Genomic DNA, 16,828 nt, shown 5'->3' with positions numbered 1-16,828 from the left:
CGCGGCCCGCACCGACCTAGCCCCGTGAGGCGCACGTCTCCATCCAGCCGCCCACCGTTCGAGCCCTCCGGCCCCCGCCCAACCGATATATCAGTCCCCGCCACCCCGCTCCACCTGCTGCTTAGCAACGGTTCGTTGGACTTCGACCGCAAACGAGCCATTGCAAAGGCGGTTGGCGACGACGCCGACCGGCCCCGGTGCCCACGGCGGCGAGTCCTACATGGACACCGCACGGATTTCGTTCGAGGAAATGCGTCCGTCGCGCAAAACAAAACGGGCGGAGTCCCCGGTGAGGGAACTCCGCCCGTGCGGAACGAACGAACTCAGCCGTTGGCGGCGATGTCCGCGAGCACGGCCGCGATGGTCCGCACCGGAACACCGGTGCCGCCCTTCGAGGTGTACCCGTACGGGCCACCCGTGTGGTACGCCGGGCCCGCGATGTCGATGTGCGCCCACTGCACGCCCTCGGCCACGAACTCGCGCAGGAACAGACCGGCCGCGAGCATGCCGCCCCACCGGTGCCCGGTGACGTTGGCGAGGTCCGCCAGGCGCGAGTCGAGGTCCGCGCGGAGCTCCTCTGGCAGCGGCATCGGCCACGCCGACTCGCCGACCGCGGTGCCGATGGCCGCCACGCGGTCGCGGAACTCGTCGGAGCCCATGACACCCGAGGTGCGCTTGCCCAGCGCCACGACCTGCGCGCCGGTCAGGGTCGCGGTCTCGATCAGGTAGTCCGGGCCGTCCTCGCACGCGCGCACGATGGCGTCGGACAGGATCAGGCGGCCCTCGGCGTCGGTGTTGAGCACCTCGACGGTCTTGCCGCCGTACATGGTCAGCACGTCGCCGGGGCGGTACGCGTCACCGGACGGCATGTTCTCCGCCATCGGGATCGACGCGATGATCTCCAGCGGGTACTTGAGCTTCGCGGCGAGCACCATGGTGGCGACGATCGCGGCGGCACCGGACATGTCCGAGGTCATCTCGTCCATGTTCGCGGCCGGCTTGATCGAGATGCCGCCGGTGTCGAACGTGATGCCCTTGCCGACCAGCGCGACCTTCTTGGTGGCCTTGGCGCCCTTGTACGAGATGCGCACGAGCCTCGGCTGGCGCGACGAACCGCCGCCGACGCCCAGGATGCCGCCGAAGCCCTGCTTCTTCAGCGCCTTCTCGTCGAGCACCTCGACGTCGAGACCGGCGGCGGTGGCCAGCTTGGCGGCGCGGTCGGCGAACGAGGCCGGGTAGAGGTCGTTCGGCGGCGTGTTCACGAAGTCGCGCGCGATGGCGACGGCCTCGGCGATCGCGACGGCGGCCTTCAGCGCGGCCTTGTTCTCCTTGGAGCCCGCGGCGACCAGGTCGACCTTCGCGACCGGGGCCTCACCCTTCTCCGACTTGTACTCGGTGAACGTGTAGGCACCGAGCAGCGTGCCCTCGGCGGCCGCGGCGAGGTGCAGCGACGCCAGCGTGTTGATCGCGCGCTTCTTGCCGGCCAGCGCGCGGGCGGCGACACCGGACGCGCGGCGCACCTGCTCCTCGCCCGTCGTCTTGCCGAGGCCGACGGCCAGCACGAGCGGGGCGGCGAGCTTGCCGAACGTCGGCACCTTCACGAGCTCGTCGGCCTTGCCGGAGGCGCGCAGGGTGCCGAGCACGTCGAGCAGCGCGCCGTCGAACGCGGCGCTGACAGCTTCGGCACCGGGGGCCAGCTCCAGACCGTCCGCACCCTGCAGGGTGCCCACGACGACTGCGTCCGCGGCGGTGGTGCTCAGGTCACCTTCGGTGAGGGCCAGCTTCGGGGCTGTCACGTGCTGCTCCAGGGTTGTGCGGTGGTAGGGGTGGTCGGAATCGTGACCAATGCTAAAGGTCCATTGGTCCACCACCGTCGTGCCCCGCCACGTTCGGAGGCAATCAGTGACGTTGACAGTTGCTCTGGGTGGCGATTCGCCCATTCCGCGCATCAGTCGACCGGGTGGTTACGGCCGGATGCCGCATCTGCGAATGTGTACCGGTGACCCACACGCCTCGCGAGATCGTTGTCACGGTCGCGCTCGGTCTTCCCGCGGTGCTCGGTGCGGGGGTCTTCGCCGGATTCGCCCCAGCCGCAGGCCTTGCGGGCTGGTGGACGCTCCCGGCGCTGGCCATCTCCGCGTTCGCCGCCCTGTGCTCGGCTTTCTCGACCGCTGACCAGTCACGGGCCTACCCGGACGTCGGCGGCGGTTACGGATACGTGCGCGCCCAGCTCGGTGTGTGGCCCGCACGGATGACGGCGAGCGCCCACCTGCTCGGCCGGTGCGCGATGGCGGCGGCGGTGGCGCTGATGTTCGGCGCGTACGTGGTGCCGGACCGGCCGTTGATCGGCGCGCTCGCCCTCCTCGTGGCCACGGCGCTGCTCGGCGCCGCCGGCTTCCGCTTCACCGCCGGCGTCAGCGTGCTGGTGTCGTTGGTGGTGCTCGGTGTGCTCGCACTCGTGGTCGCGTCGAGCTTCTCGATCGCACCGGTGCCGTCGGCGGGGGAGACGGGCACGGCCAACGAACTCGTCGGCGTCGCGGGCCTGATGTTCATGGCGTTCGCGGGTTTCGAACGCATCACCGCGCCCCATCGCGGCGAGCGGCCGCATTCGGCGTCCGTGCTGAGGATCGCGATTCCCGTCCTCATCGGACTGTCGCTCGTGGTCTACCTGGCGGTGGGCGCCGGTGTGCTCCGTCAGCTCGGCAGCGCGCGCCTCGCGTTGTCACCCGCGCCGTTGCGAGACGCGCTCGTCGCGGCGGACGCCTCCGCGTTGGTGCCGCTCGTGCAGATCGCCGCGGCGGTGGCGGGTGTGGCAGCGCTGCACTTCGTTCTCCTGTCCGCGCACCGCACGCTCACCGGACTGGTCGAGGACGGCGACCTGCCGACCCGCCTCAAGCCGGGCGTGCTCATGCTCGTGGTGGTCGCCGGTTCCGCGCTCGCCACGCTCCTGCCGATGTCGCTCGCACTGGGCGTGGCCGCGTGCGCGACGCTCTTCTACTACGCCTTCACGAACGCGTCGGCGCGCGTGCTGCTGCAGAACGACCGCACGTGGCCGATGCGCACGGCGTGTCTCGGACTGGGTCTCTCGGTGCTGCTCGCGATGAGCACGCCGGTGCCCGCGCTGCTCGTCTCCCTCGCGGGGCTGGGCGCGGGCACCGGACTCATCGGGCTGATAGCGACACTGAGAGGAAAACGAGCAGCGTCACGCCAACACACACCGCAAGCCCGATGACGCGACCGTTGGTGGCGGGGCTTTCCTTCGCGCGGGTCCAGTAGGCGCCGAGGAAGACGGCAGCGGCGAACGCCGCCACGAGCACGCCGCCGACACCGCTGAGCACCCAGCCGTCCAGGAGCGTCAACCCGGTGCCCAGAACGAGCAGCGCAGCCTGTAAGACGGTGCGGACGTCCGCACCCTTCGAAGATCGTTCCTGTTCGCTCATGGCCGGGCACTTTAGCCAGGCCGAGTTAGTAGGACGTCCGAGTTTTGAGAAGACGATTTTCCGTATCCCGACCAGCGGGTTACCGTGCTCACATGACGAGCGAGTTGCCTTTCACCCGGACTCCCCACCCGCACCCGGCGACCCCGGAGCGCGTAGCGGAGGTACTTGCCAAGCCGGGCTTCGGGCAGCACTTCACCGACCACATGGTGACGATCCGCTGGAACCGCGAGAAGGGCTGGCACGACGCTGAAGTCGGCCCCTACAGCTCCCTCTCACTCGACCCCGCGGCAATGGTGCTGCACTACGGCCAAGCGATCTTCGAAGGGCTCAAGGCCTACCGCCAGCCCGACGGTTCGATCGCGTCCTTCCGCCCTGAGGCCAACGCCGAGCGCTTCCGCGCCTCGGCCCGCCGCATGGCGATGCCCGAACTTCCCGACGAGCTCTTCCTGGAGTCCGTCCGGCAGATCCTCGCGGTCGACAGCCGCTGGGTGCCGACGGCCGAGGAGGAGTCGCTCTACCTGCGGCCGTTCATGTTCTCCACGGAAGCCGGCCTCGGCGTGCGACCCGCGTCCGAGTACCTCTACGTGTTGATCGCTTCCCCCGCGGGCTCTTACTTCTCGGGTGGAATCCGCCCGGTGAGCGTGTGGCTCTCGACCGAGTACGTCCGCGCCGCTCCCGGTGGTACCGGCGCCGCCAAGTTCGCCGGCAACTACGCCGCGTCCCTCGTGGCGCAGGCGCAGGCCGCCGAGAAGGGCTGCGACCAGGTCGTCTGGCTCGACGCGGTGGAACGCCGCTGGGTCGAGGAGATGGGCGGCATGAACCTGTTCTTCGTCTTCGGCGACAAGGTCGTCACCCCGGAGCTGACCGGCACGCTGCTGCCGGGCATCACCCGCAGTTCGTTGCTGCAGCTCGCCTCCGACCTCGGACTGTCCGTTGAGGAGCGTCGCATCTCGACGGACGAGTGGGAGAAGGCCAACGCCTCCGGTGAGCTCACCGAGGTGTTCGCCTGCGGCACCGCCGCGGTCATCACGCCGGTCGGCCACGTCAAGCACGCGGGCGGCGAGTTCACCATCGGCGACGGTGGCTCCGGCGAGGTGACGATGAAGCTGCGCGAGCGCCTGACCGGCCTCCAGCACGGCCACGTCGCCGACACCCACGGCTGGATGACCAAGCTCCTGGACTAGATCATCGGGGCTAAGCGATCACCAGGACGGCCAGAAGCGCGATTTCGGCGGCAGCACCGAGCACATCACCGGTGATGCCGCCGAAACGCTTTCCGGTGTGCTTCACCAGCAACCACACGAGCGCGCCCGCGACGACGACGGCGACGACCGCGCGCCACCCGAGCGGAACGGCCGCTGCGGCGAGCACCACCCACGTGCCGACGACCAGCATCGGATGTTGTGTGCCCGCGACAAGCGCACCGAGCCCCTCAGGTCGTGCGGCGGGCACGCCACGCATGCAACAGATCCCGAACGCGGCCCGGCTCGCCGCGAACGCCAGCACGACGACGCCCCAGTGAGCGTGGGGGAGCTCTGCGGCCTGCGCCCCCAGCACCACGATCAGCGTGACGACGCCGAACGGCCCGGCGCCGCCGTCCTTCATGACCTTCAGCGCGCGTTCCGGCGGCCCGTAGCAACCGAGTCCGTCGGCGGTGTCGGCGAGCCCGTCGAGGTGCATGCCCCGCGTTGCGAGCGCGACGACGCCGACGACCAAAAACCCCGCCACGAGCGCCGATATATTGGATATCGCCAGCAGCTCGAGCACGCCGACGGCGAACGCGCCGAGCAGAACGCCGACAACCGGCGTGCACGCAATGGCCCGTCCTGCCGCTTTGCGGTCGACGTCGTCGACGCGCAGCGGCAGGACCGTCAGCCAGGAGAGCGCGAGCTTCATTCCTTGTTCGTGACGCCGGCGCTCTCGAACGTCGCCATCTCCGCGAGCACCTTCACCGCCGAGATCAGCAACGGCAGCGCCGCCACGGCACCGGATCCCTCGCCGAGCCGCATCTCGAACTCCAGCAGCGGCTTCACGTTGAGGTGCCCGAGCGCGATCGCGTGCGCGGGCTCGGCCGACTGGTGCCCGGCCACCCACCACTCGCGCGCACCCGGCGCCATCTCCTCGGCGACCACCGCCGCCGCGCCGACGACGACGCCGTCGAGCACGACCGGAGTCCGTCGCACCGCGGCCTGCGCCAGGAACCCGGCCATCGCGGCGAGGTCGGCACCACCGGCCGTGGCGAGCAACGCGATCGGGTCGCTGATCACCAGGCGGGCCCGGCGCAGCGCGTCCCGGATCGCCGCCGTCTTGCGCATCCACGCCTGGTCGTCGATGCCCGTGCCGCGGCCGACGACCGCGACCGGCTCCGACCCGGTCAGCGACGCGATCAGCACGGCGGACGGCGTCGTGTTGCCGATGCCCATGTCGCCGGCGACGAGCACGTCGGCGCCCGAGTCGACCTCCTCGTCGGCGATGGCGCGCCCGGCCGCGATCGCGCGCTCGCACTCCTCGCGGGTGAGCGCGTCCTCCCGGTCGATCGACCCGGACGAGCGCCGCACCTTGTGCGTGCTGACCGCCTCCGGGGTGTCGGCGTCGACGGCCATGTCGACCACGCGCACCGTGGCACCCGCGACCTGAGCGAGCACGTTCACCGCGGCACCGCCCGTGAGGAAGTTCGCGACCATCTGGCCGGTCACCTCGCTCGGGTACGCCGACACGCCCTGAGCCGTGACGCCGTGGTCGCCCGCGAACACGACGACGCGAGGCCGCACGAACGGCTTCGGCGGCACGACGCCCTGGCACGCCGCGATCCAGTTGCCCAGCTCCTCGAGCCTGCCGAGCGAGCCGACCGGCTTGGTCAGCACCGCGTGCCGGGCCTCGGCCTCGCGCAGAACTGTCTCGTCCGGCGGTTCAACCGGCGGGAACTCGGTGCTCACCAGGTCGCTCCTTAACGCAGTCTCAACGGGATGCCCGCGACGAGCAGCATGACTTCGTCGCACACCTCGGCGATGCGCGCGTTGAGCGCACCGAGGTGATCGCGGAAGAGTCTGCCTGAGCGCGTCGACGGAACAACGCCGAGGCCGACCTCCGCCGTCACCAGCACGAGCCGCGTCCGGCACATGGCCACCGAACGCACCAGCTCGTCCACGTTGTGTTCGATCATGTCCGCGCCGTGGCCTTCCCACGCGTCGGCGTCGTCCAGCACGCCGACCAGCCACGTGGACAGGTCGTCGACCAGGATCGGCGGGTCGTCGTGCTGCGTCGCGGTGAGCAGCGCGGGCAGGTCGGCCGGTGCCGGGGCCTCGACCGTGTGCCAGGTGGACGGACGGCGTGCGACGTGCAGGGCGATGCGCGCGTCCCAGTCCGGGTCACCGGGGTATCTGCGGGCGGTTGCGACGTAAGTCACGGCCGCGTCGGTGAGCAGGCCTTCCGCGTGCGCTGACTTGCCTGAACGCGCTCCGCCGAGCACGAGCGTGCGAGATGACAAGAGTTAGCCTTCGTCCATGGAGTTCCGCTGGCGCTACCAGGATGCACAAGGCCGCGACGTCGCGGGCCCGGACGTGGCGTTCGCCGACCAGACGGAGGCGGAGGAGTGGTTCAGCGCCGAGTGGCGTGACCTGCTCGACGCCGGGGTCGAACAGGTCACGCTGCTGCGCTCGGAATCCGAGGTGTACGGCCCGATGAGCCTCCACCCGGTCCAGTAGTTCAGCCCTGGGCCGTGAGCCGCGGGTCGTCGGTGATGACGCCCTCCAGGACGGTGTCGATCTGCTTGAGCACGTCGTCGTCGAGCGTGATGTCGATGGCCTTGACGTTCTCGTAGACCTGCTCCGGACGCGACGCGCCGATGATCGCGGACGCGACGTTCGGGTTCTTCAGCACCCACGCGACCGCGAGCTGCGCCATCGTGACGCCGGCTTCCTCGGCGATCGGCTTGAGCTGCTGCACAGCGTTCAGCACGTCGTCACGCATCCAGCGCGCGATCATCTGCGAACCGCGCGCGTCGGCGAGCCGCGAGCCCTCCGGCACCTCGGCGCCCGGCAGGTACTTGCCGGTCAGGATGCCCTGCGCGACGGGGGAGAAGACGATCTGGCTCAGGCCCTCGCGCTCACAGGCCGGGATGACCTGCGGTTCGATGACGCGCCACAGCATCGAGTACTGCGGCTGGTGCGACACGAACGGGATCTGCAGCTCGCGAGCCAGCGCGGCTCCGCGGGTGATCTGCTCGGCGGTCCACTCGGAGACACCGACGTAGAGCACCTTGCCCTGGCGGACGAGGTCGGCGAACGCCAGCATCGTCTCTTCCAGCGGCACGCTGTAGTCGAACCGGTGGGCCTGGTAGAGGTCGACGTAGTCGGTCTGCAGGCGCTTCAGCGACGCGTTGGCCGACTCCATGATGTGCTTGCGGCCGAGCCCGCGGTCGTTGGGGCCGCCGGGACCGGTCGGCCAGTAGACCTTCGTCAGGATCTCCAGCGACTCGCGCCGCTCACCCTTGAGCGCCCGGCCGAGCACCGACTCCGCGGCCGTGTTGGCGTAGACATCGGCGGTGTCGAAGGTCGTGATGCCCGACTCGAGCGCCGCCTTCACGCAGGCGTGCGCCTGCTCTTCCTCAACCTGCGAGCCGTGCGTGAGCCAGTTGCCGTACGAGATCTCACTGATGGACAGGCCGCTGCGGCCGAGTCGACGGAACTTCATACATCGGAGCTTAAACCGAAATCGTTCGTCCTGCTAATGAACTTCGGGTGCGTGCCAGACCAGCGAATACCGCCAGAACACGTGCCTGCGGATGCGCGCGCCGGGCGTGATCTCCGCTGCCACCGCGCGGATCTCCGGCAACGTCGGCGCCGTCATCACCACCGGCATCTCCGCGTCGTGCGGCTTGCCTCCGGTGCCGTTGAGGGCCTTCACCAGGCCCACGATCGCGTTCGCGGGCAACGTCACGAGCTCCATCGCCCGGTCAGCGGGCGTCGCCGTCATGTACAGCCCGATGACGATCAGCAGCCCGCCCGGCTTGGTCAGCTCGGCGAGCCGGGCGAGGCCCTCGCGCAACGGCACGTGGTGCAGGCTCGCCTCGGCCGTGACGACGTCGTAGCGGCCCAGGTCGTGCGTGAGCACGTCACCGTGAATCCATCGGACCTCGTCGCTGGTCGCGCTCGCCCGCTCGATCATGCGAGCGCTGGCGTCGATCGCGGTGACCTCGTCAGCGTCGATCGACCGCGCTAGGTCGCCCAGCCCGCAACCCACGTCGAGCGCGGAACCGACCCGTGACGGCAACTGCCGGAGCAGCCAGCGGCGGTACCACTCGTTGTGGTTCCACCGCAGCTGCTCCGGCAGCTGAAGCCTGCGCTGCTTCTGGCGCACTCCCGCTTGCTTCTACTTGACGGCCTCGCCGGGCTTCACCCGCGGCTTCGGGACCCGCAGGCGGCGCAGCTGGCTCGCGCGGATGAACGAGTACCAGCCGATCGAGATGCCCTTGATCGGCTCGTTCGGGAACTTCGCCCGAACCCTCCTCGTGACGATCCGGCCGAGCACGAGGCCCTCGATGACCATCGCGATCAGCATGAACGTCGTCGCGAGCGTCGCGTACCGCTGCACCGCGAGCGACGGCGTCAGCAGTGCCACGAACACCAGGATCGCGAGCGGCATGAACAGGCCCATGAGGTTGCGGCGCGAGTCGACCAGGTCGCGGATGTACGCCTTGACCGGACCGCGGTCGCGCGGCAGCAGGTACTTGTCGTCACCCGCCATCATGCGCTGACGACGCTCGGCGGCCGCGGCACGGCGCTCTTCCTTGCTCACCTTGTTGCCGCGCATGCGCTTGAACGCCTCGCGCTGCGTGCGCGGAGGCGGCGGAACCGGACCACTACGCCGGCCCTGCGCCTCACGCCGCTTCGGCGTCGGCCTGCCCTTGCCCGCGCTGCGTGCCTTCTCGAGCGGCTCGGCGAGCTCGGCTCCGGACTCGGGAGCTTCGGCAGTGGTGTCGGAGTTGCGACGCAGGAACCTCACGGCACAAGGGTAGGACAGTGGCTCTTCTGTACCTTTCGCGAGGTGCGCGTACTCATCGCTCCGGACTGCTTCGGCGGCACCCTGACCGCCCGCGAGGCCGCCGACGCCATCGCCACCGGCTGGCGCGAGGCCAAGCCCGACGACGCCATCACCCAGCGCCCACTGGCCGACGGAGGCCCCGGCTTCGTGGACGTCCTGCACGCCGCACTGGGCGGCGACATCCGATATATCACCGTCACGGGCCCGCTCGGCAAGCCCGTCGAAGCCCGCTGGCTCAGCGTGACCACCAACGGCGTGCGAACCGCATACATCGAGTCCGCCGAGGCGTGCGGCCTCCACCTCATCCCGGCGGAACTCCGCCCCGAAACCTGCGAGACGGCGACAACGCGCGGCGTGGGCGAGCTCATCGCGGCAGCGGCGGATGACAACGATGTCATCACGGTCGGCCTGGGCGGTTCCGGCACGACCGATGGCGGCGCCGGAATGCTCGCCGCGCTGTCCGACGCCGGAGTCGCTCTGACTGATATATCGCTCGTTGCGGCCTCCGACGTCGAAAACCCGCTCCTGGGCCCGCACGGCGCCGCACGCACCTTCGGTCCCCAAAAAGGCGCCTCCCCAGAAGCCGTGGAGCGCCTCGAAGCCAAGCTCGCTGCGATGGACGCCCTCAAACCAGTGGCCGACATACCGGGCGCCGGAGCGGCAGGCGGCCTCGGCGCCGCCCTCCTGTCCCTCGGCGCCACGGTGAAGTCCGGCGCCGGCCTCGTCCGCGAACTGACCGGCCTCGACGCCGCACTCGACGACGCCGACGTCGTCGTCACCGGCGAAGGCAGCTTCGACTGGCAGTCACTGCGCGGCAAGCTCATCACCGCCGTCGCCGGCGGCGCCGCCGAACGAGGCATCCCGTGCATCGCCATCGCCGGCCAGGTGACCGTCGGCCGCCGCGAGATGGGCGCCGCCGGCGTCCAGGAGGCCTACTCGGTCTCCGACCACGTCGGCTCTGTGCAAAAGTCGATTGCGGACGCCCGCAAAAGTCTCGTTGCAACGGCCCAGCACGTGGCCCGGCAGTGGTCGCGGTAGCGCGCGCTCGAGGCTTGCTCGGCCCTGGCTGATATATCGGTTGGGTCCGGCGGGGTGGTCCACGTGACGTTCGACATGGGTGCGCGCTGTGGGACCATGGCAGTGGAACAAAGCGGGAAACGCCCGTGTTGTTGTTGGGCGAACCGCCCGCAAGGACCTCTTAGGAGTGCCATGACGACCGCTCAGGATGCCGCTTCGACCTCCGAGGCGCCTACTCACGGCGTGACGCTGACCGACGCGGCCGCCGTCAAGGCCAAGGCGCTGCTCGACCAGGAGGGCCGCGACGACATGCACCTGCGCATCGCCGTCCAGCCCGGTGGTTGCGCGGGTCTGCGGTACCAGCTGTTCTTCGACGAGCGCACGCTCGACGGCGACGCGTTCCGCGACTTCAACGGCATGAAGGTCGCCGTTGACCGGATGAGCGCCCCGTACGTCGAAGGCGCTGTCATCGACTTCGTGGACACGATCGAGAAGCAGGGTTTCACGATCGACAACCCGAACGCCGGCGGGTCCTGCGCCTGCGGCGACTCGTTCCACTAAGGCGAACAACGCGCGAGGCCGCGTTCCCGCACCGACGGGAACGCGGCCTCGTGCTGTGCCGGACGGAAGTTTCCGGGCCGGACGGAAGTTTCGCTCAGGAGTCCGTCAAGTGCTGGATGTCAGGCTCCGTACTCGGTCAGGCCTTCGACCTGACGGGTGCACCGTTCGTCGACCAGCCAGGGCGCAGCCGCTCGCGGGGCCGGAAGGGGGTGCTCGGGGTGTGTCAGAGCGAAGGGGAGCTGCGCGCAGTCGTCGATCAGCTCACTCATCGTGGTCGCCTCGGGGATCGTCACGTCCCGACGGTATGACGGCAGTCTGACCTGCGATAGCCCTACCAAACGGTAGTCTTCACAGCTGCACTCATCCGGGTGAGTTGTCACGTAGCGCAACAAGGAATGGGAGAGCCGACGTGCCGGTAGCCGTGTGCGGCAGCATCGCGACCGACCATCTGATGCACTTTCCGGGTCGTTTCGCGGACCAGCTGGTCGCGGAGCGTCTCGACCGTGTGTCACTGAGCTTCCTGGTCGACGACCTCGTAGTCCGCCGCGGTGGCATCGGCGCGAACATCGCGTTCGGCCTCGGTGTCCTCGGGGTCCGCCCGGTGCTCGTGGGTGCCGTCGGCAAGGACTTCGACGACTACCGCTCGTGGCTCGAGCGGCACGGCGTCGACACGTCCGGCGTGTACGTGTCCGAGGTCGCGCACACCGCGCGGTTCGTCTGCACGACGGACGACGACATGTGCCAGATCGCCTCCTTCTACGCCGGCGCCATGGCCGAGGCGCGCAACATCGAGCTGGAGCCGATCGCGAACCGCGTCGACGACCTCGAGCTCGTCGTCATCAGCCCCGACGACCCCGCCGCCATGCTCCGGCACGCCGAGGAGTGCCGTCAGCGCGGCTACCGGTTCGCCGTCGACCCGTCGCAGCAGCTCGCCCGCATGGACGGCGACCAGGCGCGCGCGTTCATCGAGGGCGCCGAGTACCTCTTCAGCAACGACTACGAGTGGGAACTGCTGCTGCAGAAGACCGGCTTCAGCGAGGCCGACGTCCTCGCCCGTGTCGGCAAGCGCATCACCACGCTCGGCGCCAAGGGCGTCGAGATCGTCGACAAGGACGGCTTCTCGCTGCACGTCCCCGCGGTCGCCGAGGTCGCGAAGACCGACCCGACCGGTGTCGGCGACGGCTTCCGCGCGGGCTTCCTCGCCGGCACGACCTCGGGCCTGAGCATCGAGCGCGCTGCTCAGCTCGGTTCGTTGATCGCCGTCGAGGTGCTCGAGACCGTCGGCACGCAGGAGTGGGTGCTGGAGCGGGAGTCGGCGCTCGCCCGCATCCGTGGCGCCTTTGGTGACGAAGCCGCTGAGGAGATCGCCCCGGTCCTGCCATGATCGGACAATGGGGACGTACCTGTTCGGCAACACCGGTGAGTTGCTCGATCCGCAGTTCGACGCGCTGAGCTCCCTGCTCGACGCGGGCACGTTCGCCCGCGTCGAGCGGCTCGGCATCACAGACGGCTGGCGCTGCCTGGAGGTCGGGGGCGGCGGGGGCTCGGTGGCGAACTGGCTCGCCGACGTCGTCGCGCCGTCCGGCCATGTGACCGTCACCGATCTGGACGTCTCGCGGCTCGAGGAACGCGACAACGTCACCGTCCTGGAGCACGACGTAGTATCCAATATATTGCCCGGAAACGCGTTCGACCTGGTCCACGCCCGCCTGGTGCTGTTCCACCTCCCCGCCCGCGACGCCGTCCTGCGCAAGCTGCGCGACTCGCTGCGCCCCGGCGGCTGGCTCGTGCTCGACGAGTTCGACTGCCTCCCGCTCGAAGTGCTGAAGGCCGCCCCCGACGACGCGAAGCTGATCATGCGGGTCAAGAACGCCCTGCTGACGCTGCTCGAACAGGCCGGAGCGGAGCTGGCCTGGGGAGCGCGCATCGAGAAGGCGCTGCTCGACACCGGCCTGCACGACGTCAGCGGCTCCCGCGAGGTGCAGGAGTGGGCGGGCGGCTCACCTGGCTGCCGTCTGCTCGCCACCAGCGCCCGCCAGGTGCGCGCGAAGCTGCCGTTGTCCGACGACGAGTTCGACCGCTACCTGGAACTGATGGCGTCGCCCGAGACCGTCGTCAGCTCGTACGCGATGTGCAGTGCACAAGGCCGCCGGTGAATGAGAAGGGCCCCTCCGCCGAGGGGCCCTGTCACTAGAGCTTGACCGGGTAGTGCGGCTCCGGCACTTCCGGCTTGATGCGGCCCTCGACGAAGATGCCGTGCCAGATCATGAACACCAGCAGCGCCCAGATGCGGCGGCTGTGGTCGATGATCCCCGAGCGGTGCTCCTCGATCAGGCGCAGCACCGCGTGCTTGTCGAGGTACTGGTCGGTCTGCGAGGCGCGCACGACGTCGACGGCCCAGTCGTGCATCTCGTCCTTGAGCCAGTGCCGGATCGGCACCGGGAAGCCGAGCTTGCGGCGGTTGAGCACGTGCGCCGGCACGATGTCGCGGATCGCCTTGCGCAGGGCGAACTTCGTGGTGTCCTTCGTGATCTTCAGCTCGCTCGGGATCTGCGAGGCGATCTTGAAGACCTCGGGGTCGAGGAACGGGACGCGCAGCTCCAGCGAGTTCGCCATGGTCATCTTGTCGGCCTTGACCAGGATGTCGCCGCGCAGCCACGTGAACAGGTCGACGTGCTGCATGCGCGTGACCGGGTCCCAGTTGGCCGACTCGCGGTACGGCTGGGCCGTGACGTTCATGTGCGAGACGTTCGGGTCGTACGTGCGCAGCACCTCGCGCAGCTGCGGGTCGAGGAAGATGCGCGCGTTGCCGTAGTAGCGCTCCTCCAGCGTGAGCGCGCCGCGACGCAGCAGGTCCTTGCCCCGCACGCCCTGCGGAATCTTCGTGGAGACCTTGCCCATCGCCTTGCGCAGCGCGCCGGGCACCTTCTCGAACGCCGCCAGCGACAGCGGTTCGCGGTAGATCGTGTACCCGCCGAACAGCTCGTCCGCGCCCTCACCGGACAGGACGACCTTCACGTGCTGACGCGCCTCACGCGCGATGAACCACAACGGCACCAGGGCCGGGTCGGCCACCGGGTCGTCCAGATACCAGGTGATCAGCGGCAGGGAGTCCATCATCTCCTGCGCGCTGACCGTGCGGACGACGTGCTTCACGCCGATCAGCGCCGCCGACTCCGCCGCGACGTCGACCTCCGAGAAGCCCTGGCGCTCGAAGCCCGTCGTGAACGTGATCAGGTCCGGGTTGTGCTCCTTGGCGAGCGCCGCGACCACCGTCGAGTCGATGCCGCCGGACAGGAACGATCCGACCGTCACGTCCGCGCGCATGTGCTTGGCGACCGAGTCGCGCAGCGCCGCCGTGATCTCGTCGTACAGCGCGTCCGCCTCCGCCTCGCTGCGGACCGTGCGCACCTTGAAGTTCGCGGGGAAGTAGCGCTCGAACACCGGCGCCTCGCCCGGCACCAGCGTGAACGAGTGGCCGGACTCGACGCGGGAGATCGACTCGTGCAGCGAGGAGGGCTCGGGCACGTACTGCAGCGTGAGATAGTGCTGCAGGCCCCTGACGTTCATCTTCGGCTCGATGCCGAGCGTGGGGGCGATCTCCAGCAGGATCTTCTTCTCACTGGAGAACGCGACGCCGGCGCTGCCCTGCGCGTAGTACAGCGGCTTGATGCCGAACGGGTCGCGGCCGCCGAACAGGACTCGGCGCTCGGCGTCCCAGATGATGAAGGCGAACATGCCGCGCAGCTTCGTGATCGCCGCGGGGCCGAAGTAGTGGTACGCGGCGACGATCGTCTCGGTGTCGCCGTCGGTGTGGAAGACCGCGCCGTGCTTCTCGGTGAGCTCGGCGCGCAGCTCCAGGTAGTTGTAGATCTCGCCGTTGAAGTTGATCGTGTAACGGCTCGGCGACTCCGGCGGCCCCCACGTCAGGGGCTGGTGGGAGTGCTCGATGTCGATGATGGCGAGGCGGTTGAAGCCGAACACGACCTCGTCGACCCGCCGGGTGCCGCTCTCGTCCGGCCCGCGGTGGCGCATGCAGCGCAGCGCGGCCTCCACAGCCGGGCGGGCGGATTCGGCCTCGTTCTCGCTAGGGCATACCAGTCCTGCCAGGCCGCACAAGGCTCTCGCACCTCTCAGAAAAGCGAAGGGGAAGTCCCCAGTATGCCGAAGCGGCTCTGTGTGACCGAAACTGCACCGCAAGGGCGGTGCCCCCAAGGGGTGAGTCCCGTTGCGCTGGGCTACGCTCCCGCTTGATCCGTTGGCATGGCCAGTTGTTGTGAACGAGGAGGCGGGCGAGCAGTGGGCCTGAAGGAGGGCACCAGGGCATCCCGGCTGGCGAAGACCGCCGGGCTGGTCGGCCTGGTCGGTATCGGGGCCACCGGTTGCTCCACGGACGAGGTGCTGCGCTTCGGCTGGCCGGTGGCCGTCACGCCGCAGGCCGAGAAGATGCGCGAGCTCTGGACCTGGTCCGTGATCGCCGCGCTCGTCGTCGGCGTCATCGTGTGGGGTCTGATCCTGTGGTCGGTGGTGTTCCACCGCAAGAAGTCGGAGGAGCTGCCGCGTCAGACGGCGTACAACCTCCCGCTGGAGATCGTGCTCATCGTCGTGCCGACGGTGATCGTGGCGGTGCTGTTCTACTTCACCGCCATCACGCAGAACTACGTCACGGACAAGTCGGGCAAGCCCGACGTGAACGTCGACGTGATCGCGTTCCAGTGGAACTGGGAGTTCCAGTACCCCGACCACAAGACCGAAGACGGCAAGGTCGTCAGCACGGTCGGCACCTCGGGTGAGATCCCGATCATGGTGCTTCCGGCGCACAAGCGCATCCAGTTCAAGCTGCGCTCGACCGACGTCATCCACTCGTTCTTCGTGCCGGAGTTCCACTTCAAGCGCGACGTCTTCCCGATGCCGGAGAAGAACAACCAGGACAACGTCTTCCAGATCGACCAGATCGACCGTCCCGGTGCGTTCGTCGGCCGCTGCGCCGAACTGTGCGGCTCCTACCACGCGGTGATGAACTTCGAGGTCCGCGCCCTGAACGAGGCCGACTTCGACAAGTACATCGAGCTCCGCAAGGAGATCAACACCAAGACGGGCAAGCCGTACACCACGGCCGAGGCGCTCGCGCAGGTGAACTGCGGTGAGCTGTGCGCGCCGCTGGCCACCACGACCACCCCGTTCAACACCGACCGGACGGCCCGTGAGGCTTCCGGCGCGGGTCAGAAGTAGGGACACGCCCCGCGATGAAGATCGAAGCTCGCGTATTCGACCTGGTGATGGCCTTCTCGTTCCTGATGGCCGTCGTCTACGGCTACTGGACGCACGCGGCGACCGGCCACGTCGAGCCCACCGGCACGGTGGCGCTCGCCCTGACCGGTGGCCTGGCCCTCATCTCCGGCACCTACTTCCGGTTCGTGGCCCGTCGCATCGAGGTGCGGCCGGAGGACAACCCCGAGGCCGAGGTCTCCGACGGCGCCGGTGAGCTGGGCTTCTTCAGCCCCGGCTCGTACTGGCCGGTCGGCCTCGCGGCCGCGGCGGCGACCGCCGGTGTCGCGGTGGCGTTCTGGCACGTGTGGCTGCTCGTGATCGCCATCGTCCTGGTGCTGATCATGGTCGGCGGCCTGGTGTTCGAGTACCACACCGGACCCAACCACGACTGATATCCGGTATATCGGATATAGCTCGCGCTGAGGCCCTCTCCGTCACGGGCGAGTTCTAGGGGTCGTCGCAACACAACTGATCAACTGGCTTGGGCCAGGAGCTTA

At 69.1% G+C, this 16,828-nt stretch carries 19 protein-coding genes; 9 read left to right on the top strand and 10 right to left on the bottom strand.

Translation table 11 applies throughout. The features are described 5' to 3' along the window. Window positions 1-323 precede the first annotated feature (323 nt). Window positions 324-1,796, bottom strand: coding sequence for a leucyl aminopeptidase (locus tag IEZ09_RS37115; protein ID WP_189258512.1), 1,473 nt, complete (start codon window positions 1,794-1,796; stop codon window positions 324-326). A gap of 203 nt (window positions 1,797-1,999) precedes the next feature. Between IEZ09_RS37115 and IEZ09_RS37110 the strand changes: the two genes are divergently transcribed. Next, window positions 2,000-3,232 carry an APC family permease gene (locus IEZ09_RS37110; RefSeq protein ID WP_189258511.1) on the top strand — a complete coding sequence of 411 codons (1,233 nt, stop codon included), beginning with the start codon at window positions 2,000-2,002 and terminating at the stop codon, window positions 3,230-3,232. Here IEZ09_RS37110 and IEZ09_RS37105 read toward each other — a convergent pair. Next, complete coding sequence (locus IEZ09_RS37105) at window positions 3,162-3,440, bottom strand: hypothetical protein (protein WP_189258510.1); 279 nt, start codon at window positions 3,438-3,440, stop codon at window positions 3,162-3,164. The genes IEZ09_RS37110 and IEZ09_RS37105 overlap by 71 nt on opposite strands. A 92-nt stretch (window positions 3,441-3,532) precedes the next feature. Between IEZ09_RS37105 and IEZ09_RS37100 the strand changes: the two genes are divergently transcribed. Continuing rightward, window positions 3,533-4,624 (top strand): branched-chain amino acid aminotransferase, encoded by a 1,092-nt coding sequence (locus IEZ09_RS37100; protein WP_189258509.1) that lies wholly within the window; start codon window positions 3,533-3,535, stop codon window positions 4,622-4,624. A 10-nt stretch (window positions 4,625-4,634) separates the two neighbouring features. On the opposite strand, the gene cobS is transcribed toward IEZ09_RS37100, so the two are convergent. Genes cobS through cobU form a run of 3 tightly spaced genes read right to left on the bottom strand, consistent with a single transcriptional unit; the run spans window position 4,635 to window position 6,927 of the window. Continuing rightward, window positions 4,635-5,336 carry an adenosylcobinamide-GDP ribazoletransferase gene (cobS, locus tag IEZ09_RS37095; protein ID WP_189258508.1) on the bottom strand — a complete coding sequence of 234 codons (702 nt, stop codon included), beginning with the start codon at window positions 5,334-5,336 and terminating at the stop codon, window positions 4,635-4,637. Next, window positions 5,333-6,376, bottom strand: a complete 1,044-nt coding sequence (gene cobT / locus IEZ09_RS37090) for a nicotinate-nucleotide--dimethylbenzimidazole phosphoribosyltransferase (protein WP_189258507.1) — start codon at window positions 6,374-6,376, stop codon at window positions 5,333-5,335. Before cobT ends, cobS begins: the two co-directional genes overlap by 4 nt. A gap of 11 nt (window positions 6,377-6,387) precedes the next feature. After that, a complete protein-coding gene (gene cobU / locus IEZ09_RS37085) occupies window positions 6,388-6,927 on the bottom strand; it encodes a bifunctional adenosylcobinamide kinase/adenosylcobinamide-phosphate guanylyltransferase (RefSeq protein WP_189258506.1) in 540 nt (179 codons plus the stop codon). Window positions 6,928-6,943: 16 nt separating this feature from the next. Between cobU and IEZ09_RS37080 the strand changes: the two genes are divergently transcribed. Then, entirely contained in the window at window positions 6,944-7,144 is a 201-nt protein-coding gene (locus IEZ09_RS37080) for a hypothetical protein (RefSeq protein WP_167979274.1), read from the top strand. A gap of 1 nt (window position 7,145) precedes the next feature. On the opposite strand, the gene IEZ09_RS37075 is transcribed toward IEZ09_RS37080, so the two are convergent. Genes IEZ09_RS37075 through IEZ09_RS37065 form a run of 3 tightly spaced genes read right to left on the bottom strand, consistent with a single transcriptional unit; the run spans window position 7,146 to window position 9,443 of the window. Continuing rightward, the gene (locus tag IEZ09_RS37075; protein WP_189258505.1) at window positions 7,146-8,132 is read right to left on the bottom strand and encodes an aldo/keto reductase family protein; all 987 of its coding nucleotides are present in this window, start codon (window positions 8,130-8,132) and stop codon (window positions 7,146-7,148) included. Between the two features lie 33 nt (window positions 8,133-8,165). Then, window positions 8,166-8,798 (bottom strand): class I SAM-dependent methyltransferase, encoded by a 633-nt coding sequence (locus IEZ09_RS37070; protein WP_189258504.1) that lies wholly within the window; start codon window positions 8,796-8,798, stop codon window positions 8,166-8,168. Window positions 8,799-8,810: 12 nt separating this feature from the next. Further along, complete coding sequence (locus tag IEZ09_RS37065; protein ID WP_189258503.1) at window positions 8,811-9,443, bottom strand: DUF3043 domain-containing protein; 633 nt, start codon at window positions 9,441-9,443, stop codon at window positions 8,811-8,813. 42 nt (window positions 9,444-9,485) lie between these two features. Between IEZ09_RS37065 and IEZ09_RS37060 the strand changes: the two genes are divergently transcribed. Continuing rightward, window positions 9,486-10,520 (top strand): glycerate kinase family protein, encoded by a 1,035-nt coding sequence (locus tag IEZ09_RS37060; RefSeq protein ID WP_189258502.1) that lies wholly within the window; start codon window positions 9,486-9,488, stop codon window positions 10,518-10,520. Between the two features lie 171 nt (window positions 10,521-10,691). Further along, window positions 10,692-11,060, top strand: a complete 369-nt coding sequence (locus IEZ09_RS37055) for a HesB/IscA family protein (RefSeq protein WP_189258501.1) — start codon at window positions 10,692-10,694, stop codon at window positions 11,058-11,060. Window positions 11,061-11,179: 119 nt separating this feature from the next. Here IEZ09_RS37055 and IEZ09_RS37050 read toward each other — a convergent pair whose 3' ends face one another. Continuing rightward, a complete protein-coding gene (locus IEZ09_RS37050) occupies window positions 11,180-11,353 on the bottom strand; it encodes a hypothetical protein (RefSeq protein ID WP_189258561.1) in 174 nt (57 codons plus the stop codon). A gap of 158 nt (window positions 11,354-11,511) precedes the next feature. Between IEZ09_RS37050 and IEZ09_RS37045 the strand changes: the two genes are divergently transcribed. Then, a complete protein-coding gene (locus IEZ09_RS37045) occupies window positions 11,512-12,444 on the top strand; it encodes a carbohydrate kinase family protein (protein ID WP_189258556.1) in 933 nt (310 codons plus the stop codon). 7 nt (window positions 12,445-12,451) lie between these two features. Then, window positions 12,452-13,216, top strand: a complete 765-nt coding sequence (locus tag IEZ09_RS37040; protein ID WP_189258500.1) for a class I SAM-dependent methyltransferase — start codon at window positions 12,452-12,454, stop codon at window positions 13,214-13,216. 34 nt (window positions 13,217-13,250) lie between these two features. Here IEZ09_RS37040 and asnB read toward each other — a convergent pair whose 3' ends face one another. Beyond that, complete coding sequence (gene asnB / locus IEZ09_RS37035; RefSeq protein ID WP_189258499.1) at window positions 13,251-15,179, bottom strand: asparagine synthase (glutamine-hydrolyzing); 1,929 nt, start codon at window positions 15,177-15,179, stop codon at window positions 13,251-13,253. 180 nt (window positions 15,180-15,359) lie between these two features. Here asnB and ctaC point away from each other — a divergent pair, with 180 nt between their 5' ends. Both ctaC and IEZ09_RS37025 read left to right on the top strand, forming a co-directional pair. Further along, on the top strand, window positions 15,360-16,292 hold the full coding sequence (gene ctaC, locus IEZ09_RS37030; protein WP_189258498.1) for an aa3-type cytochrome oxidase subunit II: 933 nt from the start codon (window positions 15,360-15,362) through the stop codon (window positions 16,290-16,292). A 14-nt stretch (window positions 16,293-16,306) separates the two neighbouring features. Further along, entirely contained in the window at window positions 16,307-16,723 is a 417-nt protein-coding gene (locus tag IEZ09_RS37025) for a cytochrome c oxidase subunit 4 (protein ID WP_189258497.1), read from the top strand. The last annotated feature ends 105 nt before the right edge of the window (window positions 16,724-16,828 follow it).

It is taken from the genome of Lentzea flava, assembly GCF_014648475.1.
GTDB lineage: Bacteria > Actinomycetota > Actinomycetes > Mycobacteriales > Pseudonocardiaceae > Lentzea > Lentzea flava.
The sequence above is the reverse complement of the archived record's forward strand: the minus strand, read 5'-3'. Positions and strand labels throughout refer to the sequence as shown.

What these genes read in the sequence shown, in the direction of transcription:
- IEZ09_RS37105 (WP_189258510.1), bottom strand. Translation starts at nt 3,440, where the DNA reads ATGAGCGAACAGGAACGATCTTCGAAGGGTGCGGACGTCCGCACCGTC.
- IEZ09_RS37100 (WP_189258509.1), top strand. Translation starts at nt 3,533, where the DNA reads ATGACGAGCGAGTTGCCTTTCACCCGGACTCCCCACCCGCACCCGGCG.
- cobS (WP_189258508.1), bottom strand. Translation starts at nt 5,336, where the DNA reads ATGAAGCTCGCGCTCTCCTGGCTGACGGTCCTGCCGCTGCGCGTCGAC.
- IEZ09_RS37080 (WP_167979274.1), top strand. Translation starts at nt 6,944, where the DNA reads ATGGAGTTCCGCTGGCGCTACCAGGATGCACAAGGCCGCGACGTCGCG.
- IEZ09_RS37075 (WP_189258505.1), bottom strand. Translation starts at nt 8,132, where the DNA reads ATGAAGTTCCGTCGACTCGGCCGCAGCGGCCTGTCCATCAGTGAGATC.
- IEZ09_RS37055 (WP_189258501.1), top strand. Translation starts at nt 10,692, where the DNA reads ATGACGACCGCTCAGGATGCCGCTTCGACCTCCGAGGCGCCTACTCAC.
- IEZ09_RS37045 (WP_189258556.1), top strand. Translation starts at nt 11,512, where the DNA reads ATGCACTTTCCGGGTCGTTTCGCGGACCAGCTGGTCGCGGAGCGTCTC.
- IEZ09_RS37040 (WP_189258500.1), top strand. Translation starts at nt 12,452, where the DNA reads ATGGGGACGTACCTGTTCGGCAACACCGGTGAGTTGCTCGATCCGCAG.
- IEZ09_RS37025 (WP_189258497.1), top strand. Translation starts at nt 16,307, where the DNA reads ATGAAGATCGAAGCTCGCGTATTCGACCTGGTGATGGCCTTCTCGTTC.